General features: G+C 62.1%; 12 protein-coding genes. 3 read left to right on the top strand and 9 right to left on the bottom strand.

The window, feature by feature from the left end; all coding sequences use genetic code 11:
• Positions 1–8: 8 nt before the first annotated feature.
• The 6 genes from pmrB to ACL2XM_RS03685 all read right to left on the bottom strand — a co-directional run bounded on the left by pmrB (position 9) and on the right by ACL2XM_RS03685 (position 6,747).
• A complete protein-coding gene (gene pmrB / locus ACL2XM_RS03710) occupies positions 9–1,091 on the bottom strand; it encodes a two-component system sensor histidine kinase PmrB (protein ID WP_410014322.1) in 1,083 nt (360 codons plus the stop codon).
• Positions 1,088–1,765: a two-component system response regulator PmrA gene (gene pmrA / locus ACL2XM_RS03705; protein WP_410014321.1), complete on the bottom strand. Its 678-nt coding sequence runs from the start codon at positions 1,763–1,765 to the stop codon at positions 1,088–1,090. Before pmrA ends, pmrB begins: the two co-directional genes overlap by 4 nt.
• Positions 1,762–3,414, bottom strand: a complete 1,653-nt coding sequence (eptA, locus tag ACL2XM_RS03700) for a phosphoethanolamine transferase EptA (RefSeq protein WP_413732389.1) — start codon at positions 3,412–3,414, stop codon at positions 1,762–1,764. Before eptA ends, pmrA begins: the two co-directional genes overlap by 4 nt.
• Positions 3,415–3,582: 168 nt before the next feature.
• The gene (gene yeiB, locus ACL2XM_RS03695; protein ID WP_413723269.1) at positions 3,583–4,743 is read right to left on the bottom strand and encodes a DUF418 domain-containing protein YeiB; all 1,161 of its coding nucleotides are present in this window, start codon (positions 4,741–4,743) and stop codon (positions 3,583–3,585) included.
• Between the two features lie 57 nt (positions 4,744–4,800).
• Positions 4,801–5,466, bottom strand: coding sequence for a GTP cyclohydrolase I FolE (gene folE, locus ACL2XM_RS03690; protein ID WP_162368522.1), 666 nt, complete (start codon positions 5,464–5,466; stop codon positions 4,801–4,803).
• Positions 5,467–5,622: 156 nt separating this feature from the next.
• Positions 5,623–6,747, bottom strand: a complete 1,125-nt coding sequence (locus tag ACL2XM_RS03685) for a YbfB/YjiJ family MFS transporter (RefSeq protein WP_413732388.1) — start codon at positions 6,745–6,747, stop codon at positions 5,623–5,625.
• Between the two features lie 102 nt (positions 6,748–6,849).
• On the opposite strand from ACL2XM_RS03685, the gene ptrR reads away from it, so the two are divergent.
• Positions 6,850–7,764, top strand: a complete 915-nt coding sequence (gene ptrR, locus ACL2XM_RS03680) for a putrescine utilization regulator PtrR (RefSeq protein ID WP_413732387.1) — start codon at positions 6,850–6,852, stop codon at positions 7,762–7,764.
• The gene (gene fghA, locus ACL2XM_RS03675; RefSeq protein ID WP_413723271.1) at positions 7,764–8,612 is read left to right on the top strand and encodes an S-formylglutathione hydrolase; all 849 of its coding nucleotides are present in this window, start codon (positions 7,764–7,766) and stop codon (positions 8,610–8,612) included. The genes ptrR and fghA overlap by 1 nt, the downstream gene beginning before the upstream one ends.
• A 117-nt stretch (positions 8,613–8,729) precedes the next feature.
• On the opposite strand, the gene ACL2XM_RS03670 is transcribed toward fghA, so the two are convergent.
• The 3 genes from ACL2XM_RS03670 to yieE form a co-directional block, all read right to left on the bottom strand.
• Complete coding sequence (locus tag ACL2XM_RS03670; RefSeq protein WP_413729780.1) at positions 8,730–9,827, bottom strand: oxidoreductase; 1,098 nt, start codon at positions 9,825–9,827, stop codon at positions 8,730–8,732.
• A 234-nt stretch (positions 9,828–10,061) separates the two neighbouring features.
• The gene (locus tag ACL2XM_RS03665; protein WP_410014314.1) at positions 10,062–11,585 is read right to left on the bottom strand and encodes an amino acid permease; all 1,524 of its coding nucleotides are present in this window, start codon (positions 11,583–11,585) and stop codon (positions 10,062–10,064) included.
• A gap of 187 nt (positions 11,586–11,772) precedes the next feature.
• Entirely contained in the window at positions 11,773–12,657 is an 885-nt protein-coding gene (gene yieE / locus ACL2XM_RS03660) for a DNA-binding transcriptional regulator YeiE (protein WP_413732385.1), read from the bottom strand.
• Positions 12,658–12,782: 125 nt separating this feature from the next.
• Between yieE and ACL2XM_RS03655 the strand changes: the two genes are divergently transcribed.
• Entirely contained in the window at positions 12,783–13,856 is a 1,074-nt protein-coding gene (locus ACL2XM_RS03655) for a YeiH family protein (RefSeq protein WP_413732384.1), read from the top strand.
• The last annotated feature ends 13 nt before the right edge of the window (positions 13,857–13,869 follow it).

Here is a 13,869-nt window from a genome sequence, read left to right as displayed (position 1 = left end):
GCGGTCTCCTAGGCCGGTTCGGTTAGGAACAGGCGGGCGATGGTGCCGGAGTGGTCGTCGCGGTTGACCAGCTCGAAGCGGCCGTTGTGCAGCTGCGCAATGCGGGTGACAATACTTAATCCCAGGCCGATGCCGTTATAGCGCTGATCCATGCGCACGAATTCCTTCGTCAGTTCCACCGCTTTCGCCGGGTCGACGCCCGGCCCTTCGTCAATCACCTGAAGCTGGATGCCGTCAGCGCCGTCATGCGTGAGCCGCACGACGATAATACTGTCCGCCGGGCTGTAGCGGTGGGCGTTTTCCACCAGGTTGCGCAGCAGCAGCCGCATCAGGATGGCATTGCCCTGGAAAATGATTTCCGTTTCCGGCAGCAGCCAGCGTATCCGCTGTCCGCGCTGTTCCACCATCTCGTCCAGTTCGCTTTGCTGTGGGATGATAACGTCGTCCCTGAACCTGACCGTTTGGTAATGGCCGGAGGAAAAATCGTGGCGAATGCGCGCCAGCAGCAGCAGCTGTTCCACGGTATAGGACATATTGTCCACCCGCTCGATAAGCGGCTGGCAGTCGATACCGTACTGCTTTTCCTGTACCTCCAGGTGCAGCCGGATGCCGGAAAGCGGCGTGCGTAATTCATGGGCCACGTCGGAGGTAAACTGCCGGTCCTGCTGCAAGGTGGTATTCAGCCGGAACAACAGCTGGTTAAGGCTGCGGGTGACGGCGATCACCTCGCGGATATTGCCGAGCTCCGGCAGCGGCTCAAAGTTTTCCGCGCCGCGCGATCCCAGCGCGTCCTGCAGGCGTGAGAGCGGCTGGGTTATCCAGTTCACCGCCTGGAAGCAGAAGAACAGCGTGAACATAATCATCATCAGCGACGGCACGCTGAGCGCGGCGATGGCCTCGCGTATTTCCTGGTTAACGTGCTCGTTGCGCACGCTCTCCGCCAGGGTACGGTTGACCAGCAGGTCGATTTGTTCTTTGCTTTCGTGCCATAACCAGATAACGGTAATCAGCTGGCAACACAGCAGGATAATGCCCAGCACCACGATAAGCCGCCAGCGCATGCTGGTCATCGGACCGTCGGCGGCTTTCATGACGGTTCCCCTGCCGCGGTTTTGGTCAGCAGGTAACCGAATCCGCGCAGGGTGCGGATACGATCCTTGCCGATTTTCGCCCGCAGATTATGAATATGGACCTCAAGCGAGTTGGACGAGGGGTCGTCATCCCAGTTATACAGATCCTGATGGAGGATTTCGCGGTGGATGCGATGCCCCGCCCGCAGCATCAGCCGGGAAAGAATGGCGAATTCCTTCGGCGTCAGTTCGATAATCTTGCCGTCCAGGGTCACTTCGTGGCTGTTCAGGTCGAGTGAAATATTATCCACCCACAGCTGATTGTTACTTTTGCCCTGATGGCGGCGGATAATGGCGCGCACCCGGGCCAGCAGCTCGCTGAGGGCAAAAGGCTTGACCAGGTAATCGTCCGCCCCCAGGTTTAGACCGTGCACCCGTTCATCGATGCCATCGCGCGCGGTCAGGATCAGCACCGGCACGTCGTTTCCCGCCTTGCGCCACAGATTCAGCAGCGACATGCCGTCACCGTCCGGCAGGCCCAGGTCGAGTATTGCCAGGCTGTAGGCGGTGCTGTCCATCAGATGTTCCGCGTCGCGCAGATTACCCGCGCAGTCGCTGGCGTAGCCTTCCTGCTGCAGGGCCATTCGCAGGCCGTCCTGCAATAACTTATCGTCTTCGATGATCAGAATTTTCATTGCTGCGCATCCCGGCAAGGTTGTAAAACATCAAGATCCGGCTGATAGAGTTGCGTTTTGACATCGGTCAGTCCAAGCAACGTAGAGAAGAGATTATCGTGTGAGTAGGCCTGTCGTTTTGCCCGGTCTCGCAGGCAGTCTTCCCGGACGGCATGCGCCTGGACATAGTCGGGCGACAGCCAAATCAGCATCGGGATATGGGTTTGCTGGGCCGGCGCCACGGCGTAGGGCATGCCGTGCAGATAGATACCGTTCTCGCCCAGGGATTCGCCGTGATCTGACAGATAGACCAGGGCGGTATTGAACCTATCGCCATGAGCTTGCAGCAATTTTATGGTCTTATCAAGCATGTCGTCTATATAGACAATAGTATTGTCATAAGTGTTAACCAGCGCCTGGTTCGAACAGGTTTGAATCTCATTGGTGTCGCAGGTGGGGGCAAAGGCGGCGGCGGTTTTCGGGTAGCGCTGGTAATAAGTCGGGCCGTGGCTGCCCATGGTATGCAGCACGATAACCGTATCCTTGGTGCGCGCGTTGATGTAGCCGTCCAGGTTGCGCAGCAGGGCTTCGTCCAGGCAGACGCCTTCGGCGCAGAGTTCGGGTAGATGCCAGGTGCTGAGCTGTTCGGTGGGCACCCGAAGGCAGACATCCTTGCAGCCGCCGTCGTTTTCCCGCCACAGCACATCCACCTGCGCCCGCTGGATGATATCCAGCGCGTTGCTTTGGCTGTCGGCTTTTTCGCCGTCATACTGCCTGCGCGTCATGCCGGAAAACATGCAGGGTACCGATACCGCCGTGGCGGTGCCGCAGGACGAGGTGTCCGGAAAATAGATGACGTTGTCCGCCGCCAGCTTGGGGTTGGTCAGTTGGCCGTAGCCGCCCAGCGAAAAATCCTGCGCGCGGGAGGTCTCGCCCACCACCACGATGATCAGGTTCTTTTTATGATTGTCATGAATCGCGGGGACAATATGCGCGTCCTGGCCGCGCTCGGTGAAGGGCATTTTCTTGACGTAATCATGCTTGTAATAGGAATAGCCGCCGAGCGCCATATCGCTGGGGACCAGGTTTTTCACCAGCTGCTGGTTATTGCGCATCAGCGAAGCGTAGTCTTTATAAAAGAAAGAGGCCACCAGCGCGATAACACAGAGCGATACCAGGACATTCAGGAAATGCAGACCGATATTCGACCAGGAAAACGCCACCGGCCTGACCTTGATCCACAACACCAGCAGCGAGGGCAAAATACCGAAGACGATCAGATACAGCGCCAGGCGCGGCGTCAGCAGGGCGACGCTTTCCACAAGCGTGGTGTCAAGGGTGTTCTGGACCATGCCCCGATCGATAATAATGCCGTACGCCTGCATAAAATACTGCGCCAGGGCGTCGCTGAAAAACAATAGGATGACGATGGGCTTGCGGATATAAGGCAGCAGGATCACGCTGAATAATAAATTGAGCGCGAACAACAGGGTAACGGGCATGCTGATAAAAAACAGTAAGTTGTAGCCTACTGATATATCGACGAGCTGCAGGACTTTTCTAAAATAAACGATATTCTGGAAAAAAGTAATGACCAGCGCCACGATAATATTAAAAAACCACGGGCTGACCGTGGGGCGCGGCGCCGCTTTCGCAATATTAAACCACATATTCAGGTTAGCTCAGGGAAATATTAGCGCCAGTTAACCATGAAAAAATTAACCTAACCTTAAGCGGGCACATGCTTTGATGAATGATTAAAGTAATGGCGCACTCTCCCGGCAATCCCGCCTCCGCCAGGGATAATGGATGGCGATGCCCTGCCCCGGGGAAGGACCTTAGTCCGCCGCGCGCGCCGGGGCGCCGGCGGTCAGCCGGGTGAGGCGGCGCCATGCCCATTCCATCGGCCCCTGGGGGAAAAACCGCAGCCACAGGGTGGAAAACAGGATATTGGCCAGCCAGACGGGGGGCACCAGCAGCAGCAGGCCGGTGCGGCCGAGGGACATAAACAGGCCGAACTGGTTAAACACCAGGGTGCACAGCAGTGTTTGCAGCAGGTAGTTGCTCAACGCCATGCGTCCGACGTTACTCACCCAGCGCACGACGCGCAGGCCGCCGATGGCCGGCCAGAAGCCGTAGCACAGCGCCACGTAGCCGAGCGCCTGGAACGGGGCGCCCAGCTCGCGGGGAATTTGCAGCAGGAACGCGCACCAGTGATAAGCCCAGCCCGATTGCCACTGCGCCACCACCGACGGCAGGTTTATCGCCAGCCCCAGGGGAATAAGCCAGGACGCCATGGCGCGGTAGTGGGCGGGACTTCTGTTGCCCGCCAGCCAGCCGCTGCGCATCAGCCCGGCGCCAATCAGCATGGCGCCGGCCAGCAGCCAGCCGTACTGGGCCGCCAGCGACATCAGGCTCGATTGCAATAACGCCAGGCGCACGCTCCAGGCTTCGGGACCGCCGGTGGTTTGCCAGTAGTATTCGTAAATGCGATCGGCCACGCCGGGCAGCCAGAACCGCCCCGGCGCGGCGCCGGCCAGCATCGCCTGCATCAGAACCAGGATGCCGAGGCCGATGGCGTACAGGGCGATGCCGGCGCCGATCAGGCGTCCGGACGATATATCGTGGCGAATGGCGCCCAGGCACAGCAGCCCCACCAGGCCGTAATCCAGCAGGATATCGCCGTCCCAGAAAAAGATGGCGTGGATCAGGCCAAAGGCCATTAGCCAAAACAGCCGCGAGCGTATCCAGCGGCCGCCGCGCGGCAGCAGCATTTGCAGGCCGGCGCCGAACAGCAGGGCGAACAGGGTCAGGAACTTGACTTGCGCCACCATGTCCATCACGGCCCAGGTCCAGGCATCGGCCAGGGAAGGCGCGCCCATAAACGCCGGATTGAGATAGGCCGCCTTCGGCAGGCCGAAGGCGGTAATATTCATCAGCAGGATGCCGAGAATCGCCATCCCCCGCGCGCAGTCCAGCATGGCGATGCGCTCGCGCATGGGCAACCTCTTTTATCAGGCGGCGCGCACCGCGCCGTAACACATATCAGCGCCGCATCAGCCGTTGTGGTGGCGTACGGCCCGTAAAAATTCCTGGCGCGTATTCTGGCTGGATTTAAACAATCCGCCAAGGGACGTGGTGGTGGTGGCGCTGGTGGCGTCGCGGATGCCGCGCGCTTTCACGCAGTAATGCACCGCGTCGATGGACACCGCCACGTTCAGGGTGCCGAGCAGGGTTTGCAGCGCCACCAGGATTTGCTGTGTCAGACGCTCCTGCACCTGCGGGCGCTGGGCGAAAAACTGCACGATGCGGTTGATTTTGGATAAGCCAATCACGCTGTCCTTCGGGATATAGGCCACGGTGGCCTTGCCGTCGATAATCACGAAGTGGTGTTCGCAGGTGCTGGTCAGGGTGATATCCCGTACCGTGACCATTTCATCCACCTTCATCTTGTTTTGAATCAGGGTGATTTTGGGGAAATTGGCGTAATCCAGGCCGGAAAAAATTTCATCAACGTACATCTTGGCAATCCGGTGCGGCGTTTCCGCCAGGCTGTCGTCGGATAAATCCAGGTTAAGCAGGTTCATTATGGCGGTCATGTGCTCGGCAATCTGCCGTTTGCGGGTTTCCCCGTCCAGCACTTCCCCGCGCAGGGGCGTTTCGAGGCCGCGCGTCATTAAGGCTTCATGCACCAATGCGGCTTCTGTTGTCAGCGATAGCATACTTTTTCTTCTCCGGCAGGCCTGGCTGCTCTTGATCTCATCACGTCAAGATGCGCCCCCACTCTAGTAGAGAGCGCCGCGTTTATCCAGTGAATGTGTTGCATGCGCCATGAAATTTTTACCGGCTTTACCGCATCGCCGCCTGTGACTAACCGTTCAGGGCTGACGCCATGCCAGCGCGCCCGCGAGCGCCAGGGCGGCCACCGCCGTCATCAGCGCCGGCTCCAGCCGGCCGGTCAGGCTGCTGGCCAGCGCGGAGAGCATGGGGCCGATAAGCTGCCCGACCGCGTAGCCGCAGGTGAGCAGGCCGGTCATGAAGCGCATATGATCCGGCGCCTGGCGGCGGGAGCAGACCAGCGTCAATTGCACCACGCTCAAAAAGCCGCCGCCGGTGAGCACCGCGCCCGCCATCAGGCCGGCGACGCCGGGCATGGCGATCATCAGGCCGACGCCGAGCGTTTGCGCCCAGAGGGTCAGCGCCAGCCGCTGGCCGGCGCGCAGGCGATGGCGCGTCAGAATGCCGACCCCAATGCCCGCCATGCTGGCGGCGCCGAACACCGGCCAGATCCAGTGGCCGGTCTCGCTGCCGGGAAACCGCGCGGCCGCCATCTGCGCCAGAAAGGTGGCCGGCAGGATATAACCGAAACCCGCCAGGGAGTAGCTCCAGACCAGGCTTTTCAGCCGTGGCGTCAGCGCCGGCCTGGCGGCGTCCGGGCCCTGGCGCGTCAGCGCGCCGCCTCTGGGCAGATGCGCGCTGATAAGCGCCACCAGCAGCAGCGCCGTAACGCCATAGACCAGCCAGGCGCCCGCGGCGTGGATATCCAGGCGATGCATGACCAGCGCCAGCAGGCCGCTGGCCATGATGCCGGCGCCGGGACCGGCGAACACCGCGGCACTGAGCGCCGGGCGACGTAGTTGTACCAGCCGGTCGCCGGTCCAGGCCGCCACCAGCACCATCGCCCATCCGCTGGCCGCGCCCGCCAGCAAACGCAGCAGGCAGTGCGCCAGCAGGCTGTGGGTGACGGCGCAGAGCAGCGTGATGGCCACCGTTCCCCACAGCCCAAGCCACAGCCGTATTTCCAGCCCCCTGCCCGCGCGCATGGCGTCATAGGCGCCCACCAGGTAGCCCAGGTAATTACAGGCCGCCACCACCCCCGCCCCGGTAAGGGTTAACTGCCCCGCGCTTATCATCAGCGGTACCTGCGGCGTAAAGGCGAAACGGCCGATACCCATCGCCACCAACAGTGCCAGAAAGCCGCTCAGGGCCACTTTTATCGCCATACCTTCTCCACAAGAAATATTCATCTTGCCAATAGCATGCACGATCACTAAACTCACGAAAAATGAATAATCAAGACCAACTTACTGACAAATAGAGAACACATGGATCTGACCCAGCTGAAAATGTTCTGCGCCGCCGCCGATACCGGTTCGCTGGCGCGCGCCGCCGAGCAGTTGCATCGCGTGCCGTCCAACCTGACTACCCGGCTGCGGCAGCTGGAGCGGGAATTGGGAACCGATCTGTTTATCCGCGAAAAACAGCGCCTGCGGCTCTCGCCCATGGGGCATAATTTCCTGGGCTACGCCACGCGGATCCTGGCGCTGAGCGAAGAGGCCATCAGCATGACCCACGCCGGGGAACCGACGGGCAATTTTGCCCTTGGCTCCATGGAAAGCACGGCGGCCATCCGCCTGCCCGCGCTGCTGGCCACCTATCATCAGCGTTTTCCCCGGGTGTCGTTGTCGCTGGCGACCGGATCCTCGGGGGAGCTGGTGGACGGCGTGCGCGCCGGCACCCTGGCCGCCGCCCTGGTGGACGGTCCGGTGAACTATGCTGAAATACAGGGGTGCTACAGTTTCGCCGAGACGCTGGTATTGATTGCCGCGCTCGATCAGCCGCCGATCGACAGCCCGGAGGAGATTGCCGGCAAGACGTTGTTCGCCTTTCGCCCCAGTTGTTCTTACCGCCGGCGCTTTGAAGCGTGGTTTGCACAGCGGGGCGTGGCGCCCGGTCCGATTCTGGAAATTCAGTCGTATCATACCATGCTGGCCTGCGTCGCCAGCGGCGCCGGCGTGGCCATGCTGCCGCTGACGGTGCTGCGTCAATTACCGGATCGGCGGCGGGTGTCGGTGCATGAATTGCCGGCGCCCACCGCCGATGTGGCAACGTGGCTTATCTGGCGCGCCGATGCGTTCAGCCCCAACGTGGCGGCGCTGAAAAAACTGATTATTGAGCAATACCCGCCCGCGCCCGGGAACGGGTGTGCGGTTAACGATGTGGTCCTGGAGAATATGTGATGGATGCGATGCCTGAGTGTATTGATGAGCACCGGCTGTTCGGCGGCCGGCAATGCCGTTTTCGCCATCGTGCGGCGAGTACCGGCGGCCTGATGACCTATAGCCTGTTCGTGCCGCCCGCCGATCGGCACGCGGCGCCGCCGCATATGGTGTTCTGGCTGTCGGGACTGACGTGCAGCGATGAGAATTTTTCGCAGAAAAGCGGCGCCCAGCGGGTGGCCGCCGAGCTGAACCTGTTGCTGGTGATGCCGGATACCAGCCCCCGAGGCGCGGATGTGCCGGATGACGAGGCGTATGATCTGGGCCAGGGCGCGGGGTTTTACGTTAACGCCACGCGGCAACCCTGGGCCGGGCAATTCCGGATGTTTGATTATGTGGCCGAAGAGTTGCCGGCGCTGGTGCGACGGCAGTTTGCGGTGAGCGGCCGGCAGGCGATCATGGGGCATTCCATGGGCGGCCACGGCGCGCTGATGCTGGCGTTGCGTTTCCCGGGGCGGTTTAGTTCGGTGTCGGCGTTTGCGCCTATTGTCAATCCGGCGGAGGTGCCCTGGGGGCGTAAGGCGTTTAGCCACTACCTGGGGGATAACGCGCAGGCGTGGCGGGAATACGATAGCTGTGTCCTGCTGGCGGGGGATGCGGCCAGGCCATTGCCGATACTGATAGATCAGGGCGATGCCGATCAGTTTCTGGCGACGCAGCTGCAGCCCGAGAAGTTTGCGGATCTGGCGCGGCGGCGGGACTGGCCGTTAACGTTGCGCATCCAGCCGGGTTATGATCACAGCTATTTTTTCATCGCCAGTTTTATCGAGGATCATCTGCGCTTTCACGCGCTGCATCTTAACCGTTAACGCCCGTCCACTGTGAATCCGCCGACAGCGAGCCTGGCGAAACGGGGGCGTCCGGTGCCCCGAAATGCCGTGGCTGCTTCGGCCTCATAGGCACGCTTTCCCTTTTACCCGCCATGCTTACGCTGCCGCACCGGCGGCGACAGCCTCGACGTCGCGCAGCGCCTGCAGCACAATAGCCTCGTTTAAAGCGATAGGCACCAGATGGATGGATTCTCCCGGCTGGAGCGTGCGGGCAATGAGCTGGCCGACGGCGTCGCGGTCGTTGATATCCACGCGCATGGCCGCCAGCGACGTCGGCAGGCCGAAGCGGCTCCAGGCGGCGCTGAGCGCGCGCAGGACGTCATGTTGTCCCAGCAGGGCGCACTGGACCAGGATGCCGTAGGCGACTTTGGTGCCATGCAAAAAGGACGCGGTGGCGGGCAGCGCCGTTAAGCCGTTATGGACCGCGTGCGCGGCCGCCACCCGTGTGTAGCGTTCGCCCAGGCCGCCCACCATGCCGCCGGCGGCGATAATGGCGTCCACCACATCAAGAAAATCCTGGCTTAGCTCACCCCGGTCCAGCGCCGTCAGCGCCGCGGCGCTTTGGTTGAGCAGCACATCGCGCGCCGCCAGCGCGGTCTGGAGCCCCAGGCGTACGGTAAGCGGCAGTTTTTCCGGTTCGGCACTGAGCACCACCGCCTCATACCATTTCGCCAGCGTATCGCCGATGCCCGCCAGCAGGTAAGCTTTCGGCGCCGCCAGGATAATGCGCGGCTCCACCAGTACCAGGTGGTTGGCATCGGCGAAGATTTCAAAGCGCAGGGCTTGCCCGGCGTCGTCGTACCAGACCGAGAGCGGCGTCCAGGCGGCGCAGGTGGCGGCGATGGTGGGGATAGCCACCAGCGGGATGCCCAGGCGACGGGCCACCACCTTGGCGGTATCCAGCACCGCCCCGCCGCCGACGCCTATCACCACACGGCGGTCGCCGCCGGCCCGGCGCGCCAGATCCGCAACGTCGCGCTCGCTGCAATGGCCGGCAAAACCGATGCGCACCGCGCCGGGGGCGTCAAAGGACGCCGGCAGGTAGGCGCGCGCCGCCGCCAGCGCCCGTTCGCCGTAAATCCAGACCGCGTTCGCCAGCACGTCCGCAGGATAGAAATGGACCAGCTGTTCGATGGCGCCGGGGTAGGAATAGTAATTATCGGGAGATACCTGTACACGGATTGCGTATGACATGCCTTGGCCTGTATAAAACCGCGCGCCGTGCGAACTGACCTAGCCGACCCGGCCCGCGCTGGAATGGGAAGAATATCTTATTGGGTATCCGGGCAATGGGTAAGCATTTTTTCGGCATATAAAAAGCCAATCGCGCTATAAACCCAGGCCGGCGCGCCGCCCGGGATCACCCGAGGGGACGACGCGCGCGACAGGCCGGGCGGACGGTGGGCGCATCATTCGCCGTCCCGCGGCTCAGCTCTCCGAGCGCAGGGGCGCGGGCGCTGCTGCGGCGTCCTGGCGTTCAGCGGCATCGGGCCGGGCGGGGAAAATCATCTCCCGATAAGGCACCAGGCGCGAGCCGTGGCTCCATTTGTAACCCAGCCAGATAACCAGGAACAGCGGGATGCCGATATAGGTGGCGGTGACGCTGTACCAGTCGATGCGATCCTGTAAAAACGCCTGGTAGTTTTGCCCGAGCGTGATAAGCAGGCACAGCACAAAGGCGAAAATCGGCCCCAGGGGAAAAAAGCCCGAGATATACGGCAGGTCGCTGAGCCGGCGGCCCTGGATAATATACCCTTTACGAAAGCGGTAATGGCTGATGGCGATGCCCAGCCAGGCGATAAAGCCGGTCATGCCGGAGGTATTAAGCAGCCACAGGTAGACCGTCTGGTTGCCGTACATCGAGGTCAGAAAGCACAGGCCGGCCATGATGGTGGTCAGGTAGAGCGCGTTGCGCGGCACCCCGCCCCGGGATAACTTGGCGAAGATTTTCGGCGCCTTGCCTTCGCAGGCCAGCATATACAGCATGCGGGTGGAGGCATACATGCCGGAGTTGCCGGCCGAAAGCACGGCGGTCAGGATCACCGCGTTCATTACGGCGGCGGCGGAGAGCAAACCGGCGTTGCGGAACACCAGCGTAAACGGACTGACGGTAATATCCTTGACGTCGTTGCGCAGCAGGTTCGGGTCGGTATAGGGGATGATCAGGCTGATGATCAGGATGGCCAGCACGTAGAACAGCAGGATACGCCAGAACACCTGGCGCACCGCGCGCGGAATATTCTTGCCCGGATCGGCGGACTCGCCGGCGGCGACGCCGATAAGCTCGGTGCCCTGGAAAGAGAAACCGACAATCATCGCCACCCCGATCATCGCCGGGAACCCGCCGGCGAAAGGCGCGTCCCCCACCTGCCAGTTATGCCAGCCCGCACCCTCGCCGCCGCGCAGGATACCGGCAATCATCAGTACGCCCACGGCGATAAATATCACCACCGTGACCACTTTGATCAGTGAAAACCAGTATTCCGCCTCGCCGAAGCCCTTGACCGAAATGGCGTTAAGCAAAAACATAATGGCAAGGAATATGGCGCTCCAGATCCAGCCGGGCACCGTGGGGAACCAATAGTTCATTACCAACTGCGAGGCCACCAGATCGACGGCGATGGTCACCGCCCAGTTGTACCAGTAGTTCCAGCCCAGCGCAAAACCGAACCCTTCCTCGACGTAGCGCGCGCCGTAGGTGGCGAACGAGCCGGATACCGGCATGTAGGCCGCCAGTTCGCCCAGGCTGGTCATCAGGAAATAAACCATCAGGCCTATCAGGATATAGGAGAGCAGCGCGCCGCCGGGACCCGCCTGGGAGATGGTCGCCCCGGAGGCGACAAACAGCCCGGTGCCGATGGAGCCGCCGATGGCGATCATGGTCAGGTGGCGTGCCTTAAGTTCACGCCGCAGGCCCGGCGCGGCCTGGGGTTCGATGCGGTTTTGCAACATGGTTGTTCAGTCTGTCCGTACAAAAATCGAGGGCGGATTGTAACAAATCAGGCGGCGGGGGATAGCGCAACGCGCCGGTTATAAGAGACCTTCATGATCGGCGGGGAATTATAAGCAATACGGCGGAAGATTGCCGCTTTTTGCCGCGGCCGCCGGTCCGGGACGGTGGCGCGACATCGCCGGACGCTCAGCGCGGGAGCATGTCGAACTGGCGGCAGTAGTCCTGGAAACGGGCCAGCGCCTGGGAAAGGTGTTTTTGCCGGTGATGCACCAGGTAAAGCGTGCGCATCAGCGGCGGCAGCGGCAGATCCAGCGTAACCAGGGTGCCGAGCGCCAGCGCCTCAGCCACCACCCGCCGCGACAGGCAACTGATGCCCAGGCCGTGGCGCACCGCGTGCTTGATGGCTTCCGAATTGCCGAGTTCCATGACCGGCAGAAAGCTTGGCAGCCGGGCCAGCAGCAGGTAATCGACGATTTCCCGGGTGCCCGATCCCTGCTCGCGCAGGATCCAGGGCGCGCCGGCCAGCTCCGTCAGCGCCAGCCGGCGTCCCGCCAGCGGATTATCCGGCGCGGCAAACGCCACCAGCTCATCCTGCAGCCAGGGCTGGGTAACCAGATCCGGATTGTGGCTCGGCCCTTCAATCAAGCCCAGGTCGACGCGAAAATCAATGACGGCATTTACCACGTCCTGGCTGTTGCCCACCTGCAGCTCCAGCGAGGTGTCGGGATAATCGCGGCGATAGCCGGCAATCAATTCCGGCAGGATATAGTTGCCGATGGTGCTGCTGGCGAACAGGCGCAGCGCGCCGTTGCCGCCATGGAACAATTGCTCGATTTCCATCACCCGCTCCAGCAGCGCCATCGCCTTGGGATAAAGCAGGCGGCCGTGCTCGTTAATCGCCAGCCGTTTGCCCACCCGATCGAACAGCTGCAGGTTCAGCTGGCTTTCCAGCTCGGTCAGCGCCGCGCTGACGGCGGACTGGGACAACGCCAGCGCCAGGGCGGCCTGGATGGTGGAGCCGCTTTTAACCACTTCGGTAAAGACTTCAAGCTGGCGCAGGGTGATATGCATCAGATACGGGTTCCTTGGCGTGACGCTTAACCACTAATAACGATAGGTTATAAACATATAATCAATTTCTCTTTTATGCCAGCGCCCATTACCCTGTTTTTATCCGGGAATAGAGGAGCGAAACGATGTTATCCCTGCGCCATGACAGGTTATTACCCCCGATCCGCCTGGCCGGGCGCCGCCTGTCCGGGCTGTTGCTGGCGGCGGCCATTACCCTGGCGGCCGTACGCGCCGGCGACCTGCCCTCCGTTGCCGGCCTGGGGCTTGGCGCACTGACGCTGGCGATACTGGCGGGCATGGTGCTGGGCAATATCATCACGCCGGCCTGGCTTCATCAGTGTGACCCCGGCGTGCAGTTCGCCCGGCAGCGGCTGCTGCGCCTGGGCATTATCCTGTATGGTTTTCGCCTGACTTTCCAGCAAATCGGCGCTGTCGGCGCCACCGGGGTGGTGATTGATGTGCTGATGCTGTCCTCGACCTTTTTGCTGGCCTGCCGGCTGGGATGCCGGGGGCTGGGGCTGGACCGGCAGACCGCCATGCTTATCGGCGCCGGCAGCAGCATCTGCGGCGCGGCGGCGGTGCTGGCCACCGCGCCGGTGCTGAAAGCGGATGCGGATAAAACCGCCGTGGCGGTGGCGACGGTGGTGCTGTTCGGCACCGCCGCCCTCTTTCTCTATCCGGCGCTGTTTGCGCTGAATGCGCATTATCACTGGCTGAGCGTCAGCGCCACCGCCTTCGGTATTTATACCGGTTCCACCCTGCACGAGGTGGCGCAGGTGGTGGCGGCGGGCCATGCCGTCGGTCCGGAGGCGGAAAACGCGGCGGTGATCAGCAAAATGATCCGGGTGATGCTGCTGGCCCCGTTCCTGCTGCTGCTGTCGGCCTGGCTGCGGCGGCGCACGCCAGGGGCCCATGGCCCGGCCGGCGCCCCCCTCGCGTTTCCCTGGTTTGCCCTGGGATTTATCGCGGTGGCCGGCGTGAACTCGTTGCCGCTGTTGCCGCCACGGCTTATCGCGGCCATCACCACCCTGGATACCTGGCTGCTGGCCATGGCAATGGCCGCCCTGGGGCTGACCACGCATATCGGGGCGCTTAAACGCGCCGGGCTGCGGCCGCTGCTGCTGGCGCTGGCGTTGTTTCTCTGGCTGATGGCGGGCGGCGCCCTGGTGAACGCCGCCGTACAGCGCCTGCTGGGCTAAAAGGGATGTTTTT

It is taken from the genome of Sodalis sp. RH20, assembly GCF_047324205.1.
GTDB lineage: Bacteria > Pseudomonadota > Gammaproteobacteria > Enterobacterales > Enterobacteriaceae > Acerihabitans.
Note: the sequence above shows the minus strand (reverse complement) of the source record. Positions and strands in the feature narration are given on the sequence as shown.